The sequence below is a fragment of the Acinetobacter sp. NIPH 2100 genome, from assembly GCF_000369805.1.
In the GTDB taxonomy this organism is placed as follows: Bacteria; Pseudomonadota; Gammaproteobacteria; order Pseudomonadales; family Moraxellaceae; genus Acinetobacter.
Genome location: NZ_KB850224.1, coordinates 576,560 through 595,201, shown reverse-complemented (window position 1 = coordinate 595,201; position 18,642 = coordinate 576,560). Strand labels below are relative to the sequence as shown.

At 41.4% G+C, this 18,642-nt stretch carries 21 protein-coding genes and 1 pseudogene; 10 read left to right on the top strand and 12 right to left on the bottom strand.

The features are described 5' to 3' along the window. Positions 1-2: 2 nt before the first annotated feature. The 4 genes from F887_RS15050 to coaBC all read right to left on the bottom strand — a co-directional run bounded on the left by F887_RS15050 (position 3) and on the right by coaBC (position 3,530). Positions 3-740 carry a 2OG-Fe(II) oxygenase gene (locus F887_RS15050; protein ID WP_005291673.1) on the bottom strand — a complete coding sequence of 246 codons (738 nt, stop codon included), beginning with the start codon at positions 738-740 and terminating at the stop codon, positions 3-5. Further along, on the bottom strand, positions 727-1,572 hold the full coding sequence (locus F887_RS15055; protein WP_005291672.1) for a methylated-DNA--[protein]-cysteine S-methyltransferase: 846 nt from the start codon (positions 1,570-1,572) through the stop codon (positions 727-729). The genes F887_RS15050 and F887_RS15055 overlap by 14 nt, the downstream gene beginning before the upstream one ends. Positions 1,573-1,741: 169 nt before the next feature. Then, a complete protein-coding gene (locus tag F887_RS15060) occupies positions 1,742-2,119 on the bottom strand; it encodes a cytochrome b562 (RefSeq protein WP_005291671.1) in 378 nt (125 codons plus the stop codon). A gap of 154 nt (positions 2,120-2,273) precedes the next feature. Further along, positions 2,274-3,530 carry a bifunctional phosphopantothenoylcysteine decarboxylase/phosphopantothenate--cysteine ligase CoaBC gene (gene coaBC, locus F887_RS15065; RefSeq protein ID WP_005291670.1) on the bottom strand — a complete coding sequence of 419 codons (1,257 nt, stop codon included), beginning with the start codon at positions 3,528-3,530 and terminating at the stop codon, positions 2,274-2,276. 196 nt (positions 3,531-3,726) lie between these two features. Here coaBC and radC point away from each other — a divergent pair, with 196 nt between their 5' ends. Both radC and F887_RS15075 read left to right on the top strand, forming a co-directional pair. Continuing rightward, on the top strand, positions 3,727-4,449 hold the full coding sequence (radC, locus tag F887_RS15070) for a RadC family protein (protein ID WP_005291669.1): 723 nt from the start codon (positions 3,727-3,729) through the stop codon (positions 4,447-4,449). 44 nt (positions 4,450-4,493) lie between these two features. Continuing rightward, positions 4,494-5,405, top strand: a complete 912-nt coding sequence (locus F887_RS15075) for a bestrophin family protein (protein WP_005291668.1) — start codon at positions 4,494-4,496, stop codon at positions 5,403-5,405. 46 nt (positions 5,406-5,451) lie between these two features. On the opposite strand, the gene F887_RS15080 is transcribed toward F887_RS15075, so the two are convergent. Then, complete coding sequence (locus F887_RS15080) at positions 5,452-6,498, bottom strand: aldo/keto reductase (protein WP_005291667.1); 1,047 nt, start codon at positions 6,496-6,498, stop codon at positions 5,452-5,454. Between the two features lie 103 nt (positions 6,499-6,601). On the opposite strand from F887_RS15080, the gene F887_RS15085 reads away from it, so the two are divergent. Further along, on the top strand, positions 6,602-7,498 hold the full coding sequence (locus F887_RS15085) for a LysR family transcriptional regulator (protein WP_005291666.1): 897 nt from the start codon (positions 6,602-6,604) through the stop codon (positions 7,496-7,498). A gap of 31 nt (positions 7,499-7,529) precedes the next feature. Here the strand turns inward: F887_RS15085 and F887_RS15090 are convergent, their stop codons facing one another. Further along, a complete protein-coding gene (locus tag F887_RS15090; protein WP_005291665.1) occupies positions 7,530-8,393 on the bottom strand; it encodes a PHP domain-containing protein in 864 nt (287 codons plus the stop codon). A 45-nt stretch (positions 8,394-8,438) separates the two neighbouring features. On the opposite strand from F887_RS15090, the gene F887_RS15095 reads away from it, so the two are divergent. Genes F887_RS15095 through mnmC form a run of 4 tightly spaced genes read left to right on the top strand, consistent with a single transcriptional unit; the run spans position 8,439 to position 11,753 of the window. Next, complete coding sequence (locus F887_RS15095) at positions 8,439-9,050, top strand: septation protein IspZ (protein ID WP_005146929.1); 612 nt, start codon at positions 8,439-8,441, stop codon at positions 9,048-9,050. A 24-nt stretch (positions 9,051-9,074) separates the two neighbouring features. Further along, a complete protein-coding gene (locus F887_RS15100; protein ID WP_005291664.1) occupies positions 9,075-9,377 on the top strand; it encodes a YciI family protein in 303 nt (100 codons plus the stop codon). A 3-nt stretch (positions 9,378-9,380) separates the two neighbouring features. Then, the gene (locus F887_RS15105) at positions 9,381-9,839 is read left to right on the top strand and encodes an SH3 domain-containing protein (RefSeq protein ID WP_005291663.1); all 459 of its coding nucleotides are present in this window, start codon (positions 9,381-9,383) and stop codon (positions 9,837-9,839) included. A gap of 15 nt (positions 9,840-9,854) precedes the next feature. After that, positions 9,855-11,753, top strand: a complete 1,899-nt coding sequence (gene mnmC / locus F887_RS15110) for a bifunctional tRNA (5-methylaminomethyl-2-thiouridine)(34)-methyltransferase MnmC2/FAD-dependent 5-carboxymethylaminomethyl-2-thiouridine(34) oxidoreductase MnmC1 (protein WP_005291662.1) — start codon at positions 9,855-9,857, stop codon at positions 11,751-11,753. 81 nt (positions 11,754-11,834) lie between these two features. Here mnmC and F887_RS15115 read toward each other — a convergent pair whose 3' ends face one another. Then, positions 11,835-12,149: a rhodanese-like domain-containing protein gene (locus F887_RS15115; RefSeq protein ID WP_005291661.1), complete on the bottom strand. Its 315-nt coding sequence runs from the start codon at positions 12,147-12,149 to the stop codon at positions 11,835-11,837. Between the two features lie 90 nt (positions 12,150-12,239). On the opposite strand from F887_RS15115, the gene F887_RS15120 reads away from it, so the two are divergent. Further along, on the top strand, positions 12,240-12,728 hold the full coding sequence (locus F887_RS15120) for a YajQ family cyclic di-GMP-binding protein (RefSeq protein WP_005291660.1): 489 nt from the start codon (positions 12,240-12,242) through the stop codon (positions 12,726-12,728). 14 nt (positions 12,729-12,742) lie between these two features. After that, positions 12,743-13,237 (top strand): DUF4442 domain-containing protein, encoded by a 495-nt coding sequence (locus F887_RS15125; RefSeq protein WP_005210426.1) that lies wholly within the window; start codon positions 12,743-12,745, stop codon positions 13,235-13,237. A 59-nt stretch (positions 13,238-13,296) separates the two neighbouring features. On the opposite strand, the gene F887_RS15130 is transcribed toward F887_RS15125, so the two are convergent. From F887_RS15130 to F887_RS15145, 4 genes are all read right to left on the bottom strand, one after another. After that, the gene (locus F887_RS15130) at positions 13,297-13,776 is read right to left on the bottom strand and encodes a GAF domain-containing protein (protein WP_005291659.1); all 480 of its coding nucleotides are present in this window, start codon (positions 13,774-13,776) and stop codon (positions 13,297-13,299) included. Positions 13,777-13,837: 61 nt separating this feature from the next. Then, positions 13,838-14,254 (bottom strand): acyl-CoA thioesterase, encoded by a 417-nt coding sequence (locus tag F887_RS15135; RefSeq protein ID WP_005291658.1) that lies wholly within the window; start codon positions 14,252-14,254, stop codon positions 13,838-13,840. Position 14,255: 1 nt separating this feature from the next. After that, entirely contained in the window at positions 14,256-14,693 is a 438-nt protein-coding gene (gene trxC, locus F887_RS15140) for a thioredoxin TrxC (protein ID WP_005291657.1), read from the bottom strand. Beyond that, on the bottom strand, positions 14,694-15,590 hold the full coding sequence (locus F887_RS15145; protein ID WP_005291656.1) for an alpha/beta hydrolase: 897 nt from the start codon (positions 15,588-15,590) through the stop codon (positions 14,694-14,696). A gap of 122 nt (positions 15,591-15,712) precedes the next feature. Between F887_RS15145 and F887_RS15150 the strand changes: the two genes are divergently transcribed. Further along, positions 15,713-16,048: a protein tyrosine phosphatase family protein gene (locus F887_RS15150; protein ID WP_005291655.1), complete on the top strand. Its 336-nt coding sequence runs from the start codon at positions 15,713-15,715 to the stop codon at positions 16,046-16,048. 2,109 nt (positions 16,049-18,157) lie between these two features. Here F887_RS15150 and F887_RS18920 read toward each other — a convergent pair. Next, positions 18,158-18,302: pseudogene (locus tag F887_RS18920) on the bottom strand (hypothetical protein); the annotation flags it as partial. Positions 18,303-18,642: the final 340 nt, after the last annotated feature.

Below are 18,642 nucleotides of genomic sequence, written 5' to 3'. Positions count from 1 at the left end.
GTCTAACTCACAGCATCATGGAAAATAATACCGAGACTATAGCGTTCACCGTGATGAATCGGACTGACACCATGCTTGATATTGACCCGATAATAGCCTTGACTGCCTTTTTCAGGTTTAAACTGAGTGGTGAAAATCAACATATCGCCTTGCTGGGGCTGAACTACCACTGCCTTAGACTGTGCTCTTGGGTTTTGTTGAGTAAAGACCAGTTCCCCCCCCGTAAAATCAATATTTGGCTGACTCAACACAATCACCAACTGTAAAGGGAAATAAACCTCACCATATAAGTCCTGATGCAGCGTATTAAATCCACCCTGCCCATATTTCAATATCAGTGGAGTTGCGAGCATCTGTCCATGTTTCTGACATTGCTGTAAAAATTCAGGATGTGAAGAAGGAAATACGCGTTCTAACTTGAGCACCCGAAACCATGCATTGGCAATCGGAACCAAATAGGGATAGACTTCGTGGCGTATCCGTTCAATCAAATTGGGCAAAGGGTAATTAAAATATTTGTACTCACCTCGACCAAAACGATAACGCTGCATCTCGACTGTTTTACGATAAAGTACAGCTTGTGAATATGCGTGTTTAAGCAGTTCACATTGCTGTTGCGATAGAACCCTTTCAATTTTGGCAAAACCATGCTGATGTAGCTGTTCAGTGATGTCATCCCAATCAGTTGCTTGTATCTGATCAAGCACCGCTTGGATTTGAGCTGGTTCAAATTGCTGCATGTGTTTGCACACCTTCCCAACCAATCAATGCTGTTTTGCGAATAGTCCCCCATTCGTATCCACCCAATGCACCCGTAGACTGAATGACACGATGACATGGGATCAAAAATGCCACAGGGTTACTGCCAATGGCTGTACCTACAGCACGTGCTGCTTTCGGATGATCAATGGCCTTCGCCAAATCTCCATAAGTCGCCAGCTGCCCCATTGGGATTTTAAGTAAGCTTTGCCAAACCTTGAGCTGAAATTCTGTGCCTTTTAAATGCAGTTTAATTTCATCTAACTGTTGTTGATCCTTCTGAAACAAAGCCAAGGCACTTTGCTGAAAAATATCAGCCTGCTCAATAAATACCGCTTGCGGAAATTGTGCTTTTAACAGGGCGAAGGCATCAGTTCGATTCTCGACAAAACTTAATGCACAGATTCCTTTATGGGTCGATGCAATCAACACCTCACCAAATAAGGTTTCTGCAAATTGATAATGAATCGTGAGGCTCTGCCCACCATGTTTATATTCAGCAGGAGTCATGCCTTCAATCTGAATAAACAGGTCATGTAAGCGACTGGTGCTGGACAGCCCTGTTGCAAAAGTTGCATCGAAAATACTGCCCTGCTCTTGTTTCAAAATCTGCTTGGCATGTTCAATACTTATATACTGCAAAAACTTTTTGGGACTGGTGCCGACCCACTCAGTAAATAGACGCTGAAAATGTGCTGGACTTAAATGAATATGTGCTGCGACCTCATCCAGTTGCGGTTGTTGCTGAAAATTCTGCTGGATATAAGCAATTGCTTGAGCAATACGATCATAATTACGTTGTTGTGAGGACATATCCATCACCTCTCTTTTTCATTATTTCACTGTAGCAACTTTGCCATGCAGTGAAAATCTGAATCATGCTCAGTGTTATTGTTGTTATTCAACCTTGTAAAATGTCGATAAAAAAAGCTGCACTCCATGGAATACAGCTCGATCATCTCGATGACGTCCCATTTAGAAATTAGTGGGTATAGTATTTATGCCCCTGATCACGTAATTCAGCAATTTTTTTGCCTTGTTTTTTCGCTTCATCCAACTTACCCGCTTGAACCAACAGTTTAGCTTTATCAATCTCAACCACAATCTGGTCAAATAGAGAGGTTGAACTTAATACTTTATCCGTGGTATTCGGAGCCAGTTTATACGATTTTGAATGGACTGCGGCAGTCCGCATATTATTCAAAGCCGCTGTCGCAGCCTGTGGATTTTCAGCCTGGTTAAACGCCTTGTAATTCTTTCCCAGCGTTTTCATATCATCTTCTAATCCAGCAGCCATAACTGTATGGCTGAATGCAAAAGCAGAGAACAAGACAACAGTGGCTAAAGTTTTTTTAATCATTAGGATATCCTATCAAAAACTGTGGCTATGCTTTATTTGTGTCGGCAAAACATGTTGCTTTGGAGCAAAGCAACAATGATCATTGCTGCTTTAGCATACATAAAAAATGCAACGAAATCGTTGCATTTTGATAAATATGAATGGCCAGAATCACTTATAAACGGCGACGTAAAGCATCCGCAATCGATTCAACCAATTGCTGTGAAATCTCCTGTTTCGATGCTTTTTCGAGTTCACGCTTTTTCATATGATATGACTGCGCAAAGAACACCGTCATGGCATTTTCATCTGAGGCAAAACCAATATCTGGACGTGATACATCATTACACGCAATCATGTCCAGCTTTTTCGCCACCAGTTTGCCTGCTGCATATTCCTCGACATTTTGCGTTTCAGCAGCAAAGCCAACCATAAATGGACGTTCGTCTTGCTGAGCAATCGTCGCCACAATATCTGGGTTCTTGACCAACGCAACCGCAAGCTCATCACCTGCCTTTTTGATCTTATGCTCAGCAACCTGAGCCACACGATAATCTGCCACTGCTGCAGTCGCAATAAAGATGTCACAGCCTTCTTTAAGCTGATTCATACTGACATCCAACATTTGCATGGCAGAACTGACATTCATACGTTGCACACCATTCGGTGTATCCAAACTGACTGGACCAGCAACCAAAGTGACTTTAGCCCCTGCGGCATAACACGCTGCTGCCAAAGCAAAGCCCATTTTACCAGTACTGTGGTTTGAAATATAACGGACTGGATCAATCGCTTCACGGGTCGGCCCCGCGGTAATGGTGACTCGCTTACCTGCCAATAAGCCAAACTTTTCAGCAAGCGCACGTTGCGCCTTATGGAAATAAGCTGCAACTTGGCGAGCCAAATCTTCAGGCTCAGGCATACGACCTAGACCGACATCACCACAAGCTTGCTCACCTGCATCTGGCATGATCACATGGATGCCATCTTCAACCAACGTTTGTAAATTGCGTTGTGTCGCTTTGGCCGCCCACATTTGCTGATTCATGGCAGGTGCAACCCAGACAGGTGCTTTGGTTGCCAAATACAAAGTACTGAGCAAATCATCTGCCAAACCATTGGCAAATTTTGCAATCGTGTCACAACTGGCAGGCGCAACTAGAACTAAATCAGCCCAACGCGCCAGTTCAATATGTCCCATCCCTGCTTCTGCTTCTGGATCAAGCAATTCGGTATGCACAGGATTACCTGAAAGTGCCTGAAAAGTGAGGGGGGTAATAAATGCTTGTGCGCCATGTGTCATGACCACACGGACATCAAAACCGAAATCTTTTAAACGGCGTACCAGAATGGCACTTTTATAGGCAGCAATACCACCTGTAACCGCTAATATAATGTTTTTGTGGGGAATAACACTTAGATCAAAGCTCACAAACAGGATACCTTACTGTTGCAGTGGCGCTCACAATAGCATTAAATAAGTTGATACCCAAGTAGCACAATCAACATTTCCCCCAAACGGACGATAGAGAATATTGTTTAAATGGCAAAACTTAAAAGGAAATTATCCCTGCTATTTTTTGCCTAGAAAAATAATAATCATAATAAAATCAAAGGAAAATAAAACAGTGAGTCAATCAATAAAAACATGGCCAGAGCAAGAACGCCCAAGAGAACGATTATTATCACAAGGCGCACAAAGCTTATCCGATGCAGAATTGTTGGCGATTTTCCTACGTTCAGGCTCAAAACAGCACTCTGCGGTGGAATTGGCGCGTATTTTGATTCAACACTTTGGTGGACTTAATTTGATCTTTGATGCCAATCTTGAGGATTTATCACAATTTAATGGGATTGCTTCAACCAAATATGCACAACTGATGGCAGTGAAAGAATTAGGGCGTCGTTATCTGAATAATCATTTCCATCAACAACGACTCTGCCTCGATACATCAACATTAGTGCTCGACTATTTACGTTATGAGCTTCTGGGTGAAAAACAGGAAGTTTTTGCAGTACTCTGCTTAGACGCTGAACTCAGAAAATTACATTTTAAAAAGCTGTTCTTTGGTTCGCAACATTCCTGTAGTGTTTCACTTAATCAAACCTTGCGTTATGCGCTGCAACATCAAGCCAGCCAAATCGTGGTCGCACACAATCATCCTTATGGAATTGCCCAACCTTCATCAGAAGATATTTATCTGACCCAGCAACTCAAACAAGCCTGTCAACTGCTGGAAATCCATCTGATCGACCATTTTATTATTGCACCCGAAGGGCATTTTTCCTTTTCTGAACAACAACTGCTCAACCCTATTAAAATCAAGCAATCTAGCCTTGACAAAGCTTAAATCAAACAGGAATATCAAGACATAAAATTAATGATTCAAATAACATGATTGTCCGTGACCAGCCGAGTATTTTCAAAGTTTTATTCTCATGGCGAGGGACGATTTTACCCAAAATTTTACCCTCTCTCGGTTTTGTCATGTTGATCTCCGCCATTATTGGTGGCGTTGAATATGTCAATCTGTATCGTTTCCCTGAAATCCCTTTAGTGGGCTTCACTTTAATCGGTGTGGTGTTATCTATTTTCTTGGGATTTAAAAATACCGCCTGTTATGAGCGCTGGTGGGAAGCACGTAAACTCTGGGGTGTTTTAATTGCCACTGCACGGCATTTCGACCGAGATTGCCGTGTGCTCAGCCAAGCACGACGCGAACGTATCATTCAAAATGTCATTGTGTTTGCCAATGTGCTGCGTGATCGTCTACGCCATCAAACCGCTAATCCCACTGAACTGACTGAAACCAGTGGTCTCAGCCAACAAGCCTTGACCCAACTGTATCAGCAGCACAATGCACCGCAATACACCTTGAGCCTGATTCAATGGGAACTGTTGCAGGCCATGAAAGAAGGTGAAATCTCGGATATCATTTATACCCAAATGAACCGTCATGTCGCAGCACTCAGTGAAATGCAAACCGGCTGTGACCGTATTGCCAATACCCCGATTCCATTTGCCTATTCGGTTTTGCTGAATCGTACTGTGTATTTCTTCTGTTTTATGCTGCCTTTCAGTCTTGGTTCGCTTTTAGGTTTGGTCACACCACTGCTGGTGGGTATTTTGGCGTACACCTTTTTGGGTCTGGATGCGTTAAGTAGTGAAATTGAAGAGCCATTCGGAACACAAAGTAACGACCTGCCATTGGATGCGATGGTGCGTTCGATTGAAATTGAATTATTGGGCACATTAGGCCGTCCAACCCCACCACCGATTCAAGCACATGACCATAACTTACTCTAATTTCAATGCCCTCCTATGAGGGCATTTTTATGTAGGTTTAAATTGCTTATAAAAACTGTGAATCGACGATGGATTTAAAACGTTCCGTCAATTGCCCATTCCAATAGGGATAATACGGATATGGCGGATAAATCGCACTGACCTGATTTAAACGCTCGGTCTGTTCATCACTCAATTGAATCTCTTTGGCCTTGAGATTATCTTGCAGTTGGGTTTGATTACGTGCACCAATCAACACACTCGAGACGGTCGGACGTTGTAATAACCAATTTAAAGCGATCTGAGGAATGCTATATCCCGTTTCTGCTGCAACCTGTTTCAATACATCAATCACATTATAAAGATGTGCTTCATTGACTGGCGGTGCAAATTGCGCTGTATCGTGTAAGCGGCTTTGCGCTGGAATCGGATTTTCTCGGTCAAATTTTCCCGTTAATCGTCCCCAGCCGAGCGGACTCCATACCACCGCACCCATCCGCTGATCATCATTCAAAGGCATCAGTTCCCATTCATAATCACGCCCAATCAAAGAGTAGTACACTTGATTGACTACAAATTTCTCATAGCCGTATTGTTCCGCAATCGCTTGTGCCTTCATCAATTGCCAACCCGAGAAATTTGAAGCACCGATATAGCGTACCTTACCGTTACGAACCAGTTCATCGAGGGTTTTCATCAACTGCGGTAATGCAGTAAAGCTATCAAACTGATGCAATTGCAACACATCAATATAATCTGTTCCCAAGCGGGTTAATGACTGTTCTACCGCAGACAATAAATAACGCCGACTAAATCCTGCATCATTCAGATGTTCTGAACTACGAATGCCCACCTTGGTTGAAATAATAGTATGTTGTCGTTCTGATGCCAAAGCTTTGCCCAACATGCGTTCAGATTCTCCATCCGAATACACGTCTGCCGTATCAAAATAATTAATACCTGCATCTAAACCAGCACGAATCATTTGATTGGCTTCAGTTTGGCTGGCTTGTCCCCAAGCAGCAAAGATTTGTCCCTGCCCACCTAAGGTCCCTGCACCAAATCCCAACTCTGAAACTTTTAAACCTGAGTTTCCTAAGAAATGATATTTCATGATCTGCCTCTTCAACATGTGATTGCTTAGATACAAAAATAGCGCTAGGGATTTATTTGAAAAACCACGATAATCAAAAAATACTTTTCTGATTTTATTGATAATGAATACAGAAGATTTCCAGTTTTTTATTCGAGTCGCAGACTTAGGTTCGATCAGTAAAGCTGCTCAGGACAGCAATATCTCGGTTTCAGTCGCAAGCCAAAAATTGCAACGCTTAGAACAAAACCTACAATTGCGTTTATTTCACCGTACCACGCGGAAACTCACCTTGACGGAAGAAGGTCGTGCTTTGCTTGAACATGGGCGGCATTGGATTGCTGATTTTATTCATCTGCAAGAGTCATTAAAGCTTAAAGATCAAGCGCTGACAGGCACACTTCGGATGACCACTTCTGCCACTTTTGGCACAAAAATTCTAATGCCTGTTATTGCCGAGTTCTCTCACTTACATCCTGAACTCAAAATATATTTAGATCTCAATGACCAAAATATCGATCTCATTCAACATGGGATAGACTTGGCGATACGTATCGGGCAGTTAAAAAGTTCAAGCTTGGTTGCCAGACAATTGTCCCCGAATCCACGGTTACTCTGCGCGTCTCCAGCCTATCTACAACAATATGGTGTGCCAAAGACTCTAGCCGATCTGAAATTACATCGTTGTATTTTGCAGCAGCATGGGCATGGTCTCACCGATCAGTGGCAATTGATCAATGCAGAAGGAAAAGTTGAACAGATTCATGTTGAGGGATATTTTGCCACCAACTCAGGCGAAGGGGTCAGGCAAGCCGCTTTAGCGGGTCTGGGAATTTCCAATCATTCGATATGGCATGTGGCAGATGACCTTGCCACAGGAAAATTGGTACAGATCCTGTCCGATTATCCCGTTGCTGCAACTGCCATTTATGCAGTATTTCCACATCGAGAGTTGATCGCTCCCAAAGTCCAGCGCTTTTTGGATTATCTAGTCAACCACTTCCAACAGCGTGATCACTAAAACTGTGTACGCGCAGTAAAGCTCTCCTTGTTCATACTAGGGAAGGTTTAAAGCTTTCCCAAATCCCTTTCTGACCGTCATGAACACGTGGCGTTTGTCCGAGTTTGATCCACGGCATGTTGTCACCATGAAAATCACTGCCAATCGACACAGCTAAACCAAATTGCTGAATCATACGATCCACCATTTGTCGTGTGGAAGCGGGTTCTATACTTGGTGGCAGTTCAATTGCATCACCACCCGCCTCTGCAAAGAGTTCGATCAGATAACGGACATTGGTCGCTGATAAATCATAACGGGTCGGATGTGCAAGCACAGCGAAACCTTGACTGGCATGAATGGTCTCAATGGTTTCTTTAAGCCCCATCCCTTCAAATTTCACAAAGGCCTTTTTTCCTTCTTTCAGAAAACGATCAAAAGCCTGTTGCGGACGAGTGACAATATTTTTCTCAACTAAGGCTTTGGCAATATGGGTGCGAGTAACCCGATCTGCCTGCCCATCGACTTGGGCAATCACATCTGGATAAATATCAAAATCAATACATTTTTCTAAGAGCTGACAAATCTCTTTTGCCCGTTCAGCACGGACTTTTTTCTGTTGTTCCAACATGGCTCTGATTGGTGTTTCATCTTGCATATTCAAGGCGACGATGTGCACACCATAGCTCTTCTTGGTATTTGGCCTTGACCATTGACTGGATACTTCCACTCCAGAAATGATTTGAATATCATAATCTTGTGCATAATGCTGGGCGCGCTCCAAACCATCCATGGTGTCATGATCAGTCACCGCCAAAGTGTGAATTTTTAAGTCCACGGCGGCCTGTACCAACTGCTCAGGAGAGAAAGTACCATCGGAAATGAGTGTATGTGTATGTAAATCGACACCGAACATGGTTTGTATTATGCTATCTGACCTATTTCATCATCGTACTGTAACATGAAAGCGTTGCTCGACTATCTTCCGATTATTATCTTCTTTTATTTTTATAAAACCACCGATCCTAAAGATAGTCATCATCCGTTATTACAGTTAGTGGGTAGTGCGGGAAATACTGATCAAAATCATATTCTTGTTGCGACATGTGCTCTCCTCATTGCTACCTTGGTGGTTTATGGCTGCCTGTTCTTTTTCCAAAAATTCAAACTGGAAAAAATGCAGTGGTTTATTGTCGTAATGTCTGTCGTTTTTGGTGGAATTACCCTGATCTTTAGTGATGTGACCTACATCAAAATGAAGGCAATTATCATCAATGTCGGGATTGGATTGGGCTTCCTCGTGACCCCACTATTCAATAAAGAACGTATGCCAATTATTCAAAAACTTTTAGGCTCGCTGTTAGAGCTTAGCCCGAAAGGCTGGTTAAAGTTGAACTGGGCATGGTGTGGTCAATTCTTTTTACTCGCGGCACTGCATTTCTTCTTTGGTTTTGTCTATATGCAAGGAAAATATTGGGGCGAATTCACGGCTTTTGGCGATATTATCGTTTCTATCAGTTACCTAGCTGCTATACTCTTTTTCTTAAGAAAGCATTTTAAAACCACTGAATAGATTTTAAATCATCGAGCTACTGCCATGCCATATTTTGTGCTGACTTGTACTGATCGCGAAGGTACTTTGGAAAAACGTTTAGCAACCCGCCCACAACATATTGAACGTCTACAAAAGTTAGATGATGAAGGACGTTTAATTGCAGCTGGTGCGCATCCCAAAGACCCAAATGATCCGCAAGCTGGCTTCTTTGGCAGTACCATGATTGTTGAGTTTGAGAGTCGTGAAGCACTAGATGCATGGATTGAAGAAGAGCCATTTTTAAAAGAAGGGATTTACGCCAATATTGATGTAAAACCTTTCAACAAAGCTTTTCCAAAAGGATAAATCATGCAGCTTGTCCTTAAAAGCGTATTGGCATTATGCCTACTCAGTTCTACAGCTTGGGCCGTTGAAGCTACGACACCTGCGACTGCAACAACGACCACAGCGCAAACTCAACCCAATACCACAGCCCCTGTTGCAGCCAATGCCACAGCAACAGTGGCTAAACCATTGACTGCTGAACAAATTGCCAAAGCCAAGCAACAGCAGGATGCAAAAGTAAAAGCCATGATTCAAGATCAAGCTAGCCGCTTGAAACAGCTTGAACATGCCAATCTTGAAGCACTCTCGCAGAACCAAGAATTGCAATTAAAAAATGACAATTTAACCGTTCAAGTTCAGGTATTACAAAGTGAACGCAGTGCACAAATGTTTTTATACGGTGCGATGACCATTGCCGTCGGTGTCATTCTCGGTTTCTTGATCTCTAGCTATATTCACACTAAACGTCGCCGCCAGTGGTAAAATAACCCTCAATTTATGTCTTACTCAGCAAAATTACAAACAGCCGAATTAGACTGGGAACTGGTCGATGGTATCGAAGTTCCCATTTCTAAACAATTTGGCGATGTCTACTTTTCTAAAGATAACGGTTTACTTGAAACACGCCATGTGTTTTTAAATGGTAATGACTTAACTGAACGTCTATCACAACTCAATGATTATCAATATTTTTGTGTTGGCGAAACAGGCTTTGGCACAGGCTTAAATATTCTCACCTTGTGGCAGCTTTGGCAGCAGGTTCGTCCAGATAACCACAGTCATTTACATGTGGTCAGTGTAGAAAAATTTCCGCTCAGTAAAGCCGATCTGATCCGTGCACTCAATGTCTGGACGGAGCTAGAACCTTTAGCTGAAAACCTGATTCAACAGTATCCTTTGCCGATTGCAGGTTGTCATCGTCTCAGTTTTCCTGAAGAACGTTTTAGTATTGATTTGTGGTTAGGCGATGCACAAGACATTTTCCCTAGTATCCCTAAAACACAGGCGATCAATGCATGGTTCCTCGATGGTTTCGCACCTTCATGTAACCCCGACATGTGGCAAGAAAATGTGCTGAATCACATTGTTCGTTTATCAAACTTTGGAACCACATTTGCCTCATTTAGTGTTGCTGGTGTGCTTAAACGTGGATTAAAACAACATGGTGTGCACATTAGCCGCCCACGGGGTTTTGGTCATAAACGTGAAATGTTGAAAGCCATTTGGTTAGATCCTTCACCTATAGTGTCTGACCAAGTTGACTCAGAGCAAAACCATGTCACCTCGCCATCTGCCTTGCAACCCAAACAACGTCAAATTGCGATTATTGGCGCGGGAATCGCGGGTTTGAGCTCTGCATGGGCATTTGCTCAACGTGGTCATCAAGTCACGATCTACGAGCAAAATGAGCCTCTTTCAGGCGCATCGGGTAATCCCCTCGCCTTACTCAATCCAAAACTCTGCCCAATTGAGCAAGCACATGAACACTTAATGACCTTGAGCTGGCAACAGGCATTGAATTTCTATTCACGCTTTAACGCTTTTAGACCCATTCAAGTGCAGCAGCTTGCCTTAAAAAATGCCGATGAATTATTAGATCTCGCAGAGCAGTATCCTGAAACGGTGTTATCAGCACAGTTAAAGCAAGCACAAATACCGAATACTGAATTTCCAAGTTTAGTCTTAAATCAAGCAGGTGCAGTTTCACCACAACAGCTACGTGATGAAATTTTACAGCACCCCAATATCTCTCTTCAAAAAGCAAAAATTTCACGTTTAAGCTCAACTGACAGTCAAACTGAGCTATGGCAAGAACAACAGCTCGTTTCCATAGCCGATGAGGTGATTGTCTGTTGTGCCAAACAAAGTTCTGAATTATTTGAACATTATCCAGTATTAAAACCGATTCGCGGACAAGTCAGTTGGGTTGAGAATCGCGAGCAACCTTTAGCTTTAGATCAAGCCTATAGTTATGGCGGTTATTGTATGCAGCTGGATGCAGCACAATTCATCTTAGGCGCCTCTTTTTATCCAAATCGAGATGATGTTGAGGTTTTGGCAGAAGATCATGTGCATAACTATGAACTTATCCACAGTGTCTTCCCAGAATATGCACAACAGCTTCCTGCGGTAGACACTTGGCAAGGCCGTGCATCCGTCCGAGCCCAAAGCCTAGACTACTTTCCCTTAGTTGGAAAAATGCAAGACCATGAGCGCATCTATACGTTTGCGGGCTTAGGTTCGAAAGGATTCTTGTTTGCACCATTATGCAGTGAAGTCTTGGTCGCATTGGTCTTGGGTGAGCTTTGTCCAATTCCTCAAACATTATTGGACAAGTTAAATCCACAGCGCTTTCAAAAGAAAGTGAAAGCTAAAAAACCTTATTATTCAGGTTAACTGTTTTAATTTTTTTAAACAGAAAATTAAAATTTTGATTTGGCCAAAATAGCATTCTATTTTGGCCAATCTTTGAGTGCTTTAAGCGCCTTGTTCTAAAGGTAAGCCTGCATCACGCGCTGCGCGTGTGCCACCCATTAATACAACATATTCACGAGAATCATCCATACCGTCTAACAGCTCTGCTGCACGCGGTGCTTTACTTCCGCCACCACATAAAATATAAATCGGCTGATCCGCTGCAATTTGAGTCAAACTATCCGCAGTGATATCAGTAATTGGACGATTCACCGCCCCTTTAACATGAGCCTCTGTATACGCTTTGGTATCTCGGACATCCCAAATGACAGCGCCTTCTGGGAACTCAAATGTTGTAATTTCTTGTTTACGGATCATTGTGCACTCCTTTGATGTAAACAACACTTGGCAAATGAAGAAAACCCCCTTAGCATCTCAAATATTCTTTCCCTTTGTAAAGGTCTAACCATGCCTTCTTTTGATATTGTTTCTGAATTAGAGTTATTTGAAGTCAATCATGCTGTACAAAATACAGAAAAAGAGATTGCAACACGTTTTGACTTCCGTGGACAGGATGTTTCAATCGAGTTAAATGAGAAATCAAAAGAGATCAAGATTTCAACAGAAAGCGATTTCCAATGTGAGCAAGTCTATACCATGCTCGAAAACCATTTCTATAAGCGTAAAATTGATGTACAAGCATTAGATCCACAAAAAGCGACAGCTTCTGGCAAGAATGTCGTACAAGTGATTAAACTTAAAGATGGTCTTGACTCAGATACCGCAAAAAAAATTAATAAAGCCATTAAAGAAAGCGGCATCAAAGCGCAATCTTCTATCCAAGGAGACAAAATCCGTGTCACGGATAAAAAGCGCGATACTTTGCAACAAGTGATGAACTTTTTACGTGAACAACAATTTGGTCTACCACTCCAATTTAATAATTTCAAAGACTAAGCAATAGGTTCACTATGGCAAAAGATAACCGTCTTTATACGCTGGTTAAAACCACATCCAAATTCCCAAAGGGTATTCGCAGTACCTTATGGAGTAAAGCCTTTGGACGTGTGGTTCCAATGGTTGGAACAGCAAATATTCGCTATTTAGAAGTGGATAAAGACCACGTCACTGTACGCATTGAAAACCAACGGAATATGCAAAATCATATTAAAGGGGTTCATGCTGCAGCGATGGCTTTATTGTCTGAAACAGCAACAGGCTTTTTAACCGGTTTACATGTCCCTGATGATCGGATTTTGTTGATCAAATCATTGCATGTCGACTATTTAAAAGTTGCTCAAGGCGGTTTAACGGCAACAGCAACATTATCGGCAGATCAACAAAAGTTTATTGCCGATAATGATAAAGGCGAGTTATTGGTTCCAGTCACTGTCATTGATGATTCAGGCAACGAGCCGATTCAATGCCAAATGCTTTGGGCTTGGCTGCCAAAACGTAAAAAATAGTATTTGAATCAAGAAATAAAGCCCAACTTCATGTTGGGCTTTATTTTTACATCTCGCAGTTAAATAAATGTTTCAATCACGCTGATCAGCTGTTTCAAGTATTCCGCATCAATCTCATCAAATTGATTCAACTCATCACTATCAACATCCAACACGCCAACGCACTGACCATTCTTCATGATTGGTAAGACAATTTCTGATTTAGATGCAGAACTGCAGGCAATATGCCCAGGGAATTGATCTACATCTGGCACGATCATCACTTGCTGTTGTTGCCATGCTGCACCACATACGCCACGACCTTTGGCAATACGGGTACAGGCAATCGGACCTTGGAATGGCCCTAAAACCAGTTCACTGTCCTTTACCAGATAAAAGCCAATCCAAAACCAGTCAAACTGCTGTTTCAATGCCGCACAGATATTCGCTAGATTCGCAATCACATCCGTTTCATCTTCAACAATTGCCTGAATCTGTGGAATGATGCTTTGATATTGCTCAGCTTTATGACCTTGCTGCAAAACCAGCTCTTCTGCCATCGTCTGTCTCTACCTTTTAAATAATAAATATCATTAAACTGAATAATCTTGCTGCTTAGTTTTATGCCGTTGCGATAAAAGCCTGTTTAATCTCTTCAGAGATCACGCGCTTGTTGCCCTTCACATCGACTGCAACAAACGTGAATACACCTTCGGTAATACGGACTGGTTCACGTGAATCATCATGGCTATTCCATACTTCGATTTGCACCTGTACCGAGCTGCTTCCAACTTTCAAAATTTTGGTATAGCAACTAATCACATTACCAACCTTCACAGGAACGAGGAACGTCATCTGATTAATCGCAATCGTGGCACAACGACCTTTACTAAAACGCTCAACGTGAATGGCACCAGCGAGATCCATCTGAGAGACAATCCAGCCTCCAAAGACATCACCACTCCAATTGGTATCTGCGGGCATGGCAATATTTTGTAGAGATAAAATCCCTTCTGGATGATTTGGACGTTCAGTCATATCAATGTCCTTGATGCTGCTGTAATTGCTGGTCTAACCATTGCTGTAATTCTGGCGTACGTAATGCCCCACTGATTCTGGCCAATTCCGTGGTTTTATTCATGAGAACCAAAGTTGGAATACTTCGTACATTAAATGCAGCACTTAAACGCGGATTGGCTTCTGTATCAATTTTTGCAAAAACCACATAAGGATTCTGCTTGGCCACCTGAGCAAAATGCGGGGCCATCATCTTACATGGGCCACACCATTCTGCCCAAAGATCAATCAACACAGGCAAATCACTATTGCTAATAAAATTGCTAAAGTTTTGCTCATTCAGCTCAACTGGGGCTTTGGTTAACAAAGCTTGATGACATTGCCCACAATTCGGATCTACTGCCAATTTTTCTTCAGGTACACGATTTTTTGCCCCACAGGATGCACAGACAATAATCATTTACATCACTCCGATATGTTGATGTAAAAATTCTAATTGGGTTGTGACTGCTTTTTCAAACCAAGAATCATGATAAACATCAAAATGCTTCATTTCCCACTCATGATAGCTCACAAATGGCGCAATATTGGTCGCTGCTTCCCGACTAGATGCAATGGGAATCAAACTGTCATGCTTTGCAGCAATAAACAAAACAGGAATATTAATTTTACGAACAAATTGGATCGGTCGATAACGCATTAAATTAAAAAAGACTCGCGCTGGAACTTCTCCACTCCAGTAATAATCTGGATTTACAATCGAGAGATAACCGTAATAACTGTCCGAGGTCGGCAGAAAGCACAATCGATATTGATCGACAACAGGTAAGGTTTTAGGAACCAAACCCATTTTAGAACCCATATAGTCCTGACTGGAGCGCTTCAATGCTTCAGGATAGCGCTGTAAAGGATAAAGCTTGGCCGTCTCAGCACCATCAACATAAGGCACTTGCACCATCACCGCTTGAATATTTTTCAGGTCTGTAGCCAGACTTAGCGCATATCCACCACTGAGCGAGGTTCCCCACAAGACAATCCGTCGACTATCAATCAACTTGCAATTTGAAGCATATTGAACAATGGTTTTCCAATCATCAAGCTGAGCACTGAGTGAAACCAATTCACGTGGTTTTCCGGTACTGCCGCCCCAATAGCGATAATCAAATAAAATCACCGCATAACCTGCTTGAGCAAAACGCTGCGCATATTGAACCAGTTTAAATTGACGCAAGCCCGCAAAGCCATGCGCCATAATAATCACCGCAGGTTTAATATTGGTTTTAGGTAGATAGAAATCCGCAGCGATGGTTTCATCACCACTGGCAACATACAACGGCTCAACAGTATAGGTGTGCATGCGCGCTCCATTGCGTTATCTTTTACTTATCATCATTTATTTACTACAGACATTTAAACTCAAGATCGAGCTTAATGCTATGATAGAGCATAAAATGTTTTGTTTGTTTTTGGAGTGACAAGATGACAGAGAATGTTGGTTTTGCAGGTCAAATCGGCCCTGAGCACATTGAACAAGTGGTTGAAAAAGGATTTAAATCGATTATTAACAATCGTCCAGATCTAGAAGGTGGCCCTGAACAACCTACTAGCGCGCAAATCGAAGAATCAGCGCGCAATGCAAATTTAGACTATGTCTATCAACCTGTTGTTGCAGGTCAAATCACAGAGTTAGACGTACGTACTTTTGCAAATCACTATAATGAATTACCAAAACCAATTTTAATGTTCTGTCGTACTGGTAACCGTTCAAATAATTTATATCAAATCGCCAAACAAATGGACTTACTGGACGATTAAATTCATTACATTTAATTACCTGATCAAAATAGTGAAACCCTTCTATTTATAAGATGATGGTTCTTTTTCTCAAGATAAAGAACCATGCCAAAATTCGCACTTATTCTTTTATGTCTTATCTCACTTACAGCGTGTAGTTCTTTTCAAGTTCGCCCAACAGCAACAGTGAGTGTAGGAACTGCCCTATAAAAAAACAGCACCGAAGTGCTGTTTCCGCTCGTACTAATTAACGAGTAAATCTGAACGTTGTTACTTTATTTGGAGCTGTAATTGTCACTAAAATTCTATCTCCTGTTGCACAACCTTTTAGCTCTGCACCATATCTTGTAACGGCACTACTACTAAAAGAGCTAGAAGATTCTAAATTCATTACACTCGGTACAGGGACAGAACCACTCACGATTTTAGCAGAACAAGATTGGCTATTTGCATCCGTATTATCTTCAGTTGAGATACCTATTGTTGTACCAGATGGCATTGGAGTAGTTAACATACTATTACCAAAGACCTGAAAGCCAAATGAATCTGATGTAATTAAATTACCATTTATCCCATAATTATCAATAAATGTTGGTGTATCAGAAGCAAAAGAGAAAATCATTTGTTGACGTAATGTCGTTGCTAACTGATCATCACAAGTGTAGGGGATATTGGGTTGAAACACTGAGGATGTAGTACATGTATTGGTAGCATACGGTGTAGCAACACGCTTATAAAGAAACTCTCCATTGCCACTATCATATGTCGCATTTTCATTATCATCACGGAAGAAGTTACCAATATTGTTATCAAGTGTATCAGTTCCACCAGCACTGATTGACGTATAAACACCATCGCCATCTTTATCTGTATATGACTTATCCCCTTCTACATAAGCAAGCACTGTCACGCGCCCATTCGCAGGTCGAGGATTCTGTGTTCTCAAGTTAACACTACATTCACCATCAACTGTTTTGCAACTTCCGTCAACTTTCCCACCTTCAGCAACAAAATTAACAACAGTACCATCTGGAACACTATTCGAATTTCGATCTGCCAACATTGCTGTAATTGTTGCGATGTCTCCATCTTTATCAGTTTGTAAAGATTGCTTACTTGTAGACAAACTAAAACTCTTCTGTGTAGCACGCCCCGTGGTTACAGTGACATTCTTAGATAAAGCACTTAAACCACTCGGTAAGCTTGCCTTAATCTCGACAGGTCCAGGAATATTACCAGGATACAGCGTCACTGTTACTTTACCAGCACTATCGCTCTTAACCGTTTGAGCTGTACGATTACCTAATCGAATAAAGTTTAAATCTGTAGGTGCTTTCTCTAGACTCACGGTAACATCTTGATTTTTGAGTACAGTACCATTTGAATATACTGTAAATTCAATTTGTCCAGAGGAAGATGAACCACTAGCATTGATCCCTAATTGAACAGGATCTTTTGTTGTATATATAATTGAGGTTGCAATGGCCTGAGCAATAGAAACAGATGTACTATTAGTTGCCCCTGTCGAGGTTGTCGCTCTGATCTCTTGATTACCATCACATAGATTGCCTTTTGAATCAAAAGCATAATATGTTGTGGCAATATTTCCCTGATTAGATGATGTTACACTGCTATTACTAAAACTACCGCAATCAGCAGTAAAGTTCACTGCTACGTTATTTTGATAATTACCCTTAGAATCTTGTGTTATTAGACTTACTAGGGTTGATCCACCCGACTCAAGAGCTTTACTTGCAGCAAGCATATTTGAAATCACAACATCTTGTTTAGAAAAAACAATACTTAAACTTGAAGGTGTAGACGTAACATTATTATAGACGGCTGTTGCAGATAAAGCATACACACCTGTGATAGTCGGGTCAGTAGGCATTATCGAAATTGTAGCGACACCTTCCGCATTAGTAAGCGCCGTTGCATTAGAGGTACCAAACACCATATTACTACCAGTGAATGTTACAACTGCTCCACTTATCCCTTTTCCACTTCCATCTTTAACTACAACCTGAGCCGTTACACCTTGATTTGTAATGGTCGTAACAGGATTACCATTAGAGTCGGTTAAAGAAATATTCCCTATATTTACTGCAGCAACTGGGGTTTGTCCATTACCACCACCACTATTATTATTTCCACCAGAAGAACTACTATCATTTGAACCATAATAACCACCGCCGCCTCCACCACAGCTTGCTAATAAAACAGAGACAGCAATTACAGACAACTTTAATGTAAGTTGCTTTTTATTCATGATCATTCCTTTTTATCCCCAATCAATCCCCAAATGGAATTAGATTTTTCATTATAAAAATATGTCTAATGTAACCACACTATAGATTTTGTGTAAATATAGTTTATCTTCAAGTAAAAAATATTAAAGTGAATCCAATCAAAGTATTTTTAGAAATAGAGAAATTAGTTATGACTTTTAACAAATAAATAATGAATAGGAAAAAGTTATTTATATAGAAATTTAAAACCAAGGAATTAAAAATAGATCTTAAAGAAATAAACCTATAGATCATTGTATTTTAATAATTAGTATTGAGATATAAAGTAAATATTACCCAATAAAAAACACCCCCTCTGCGTTAGCG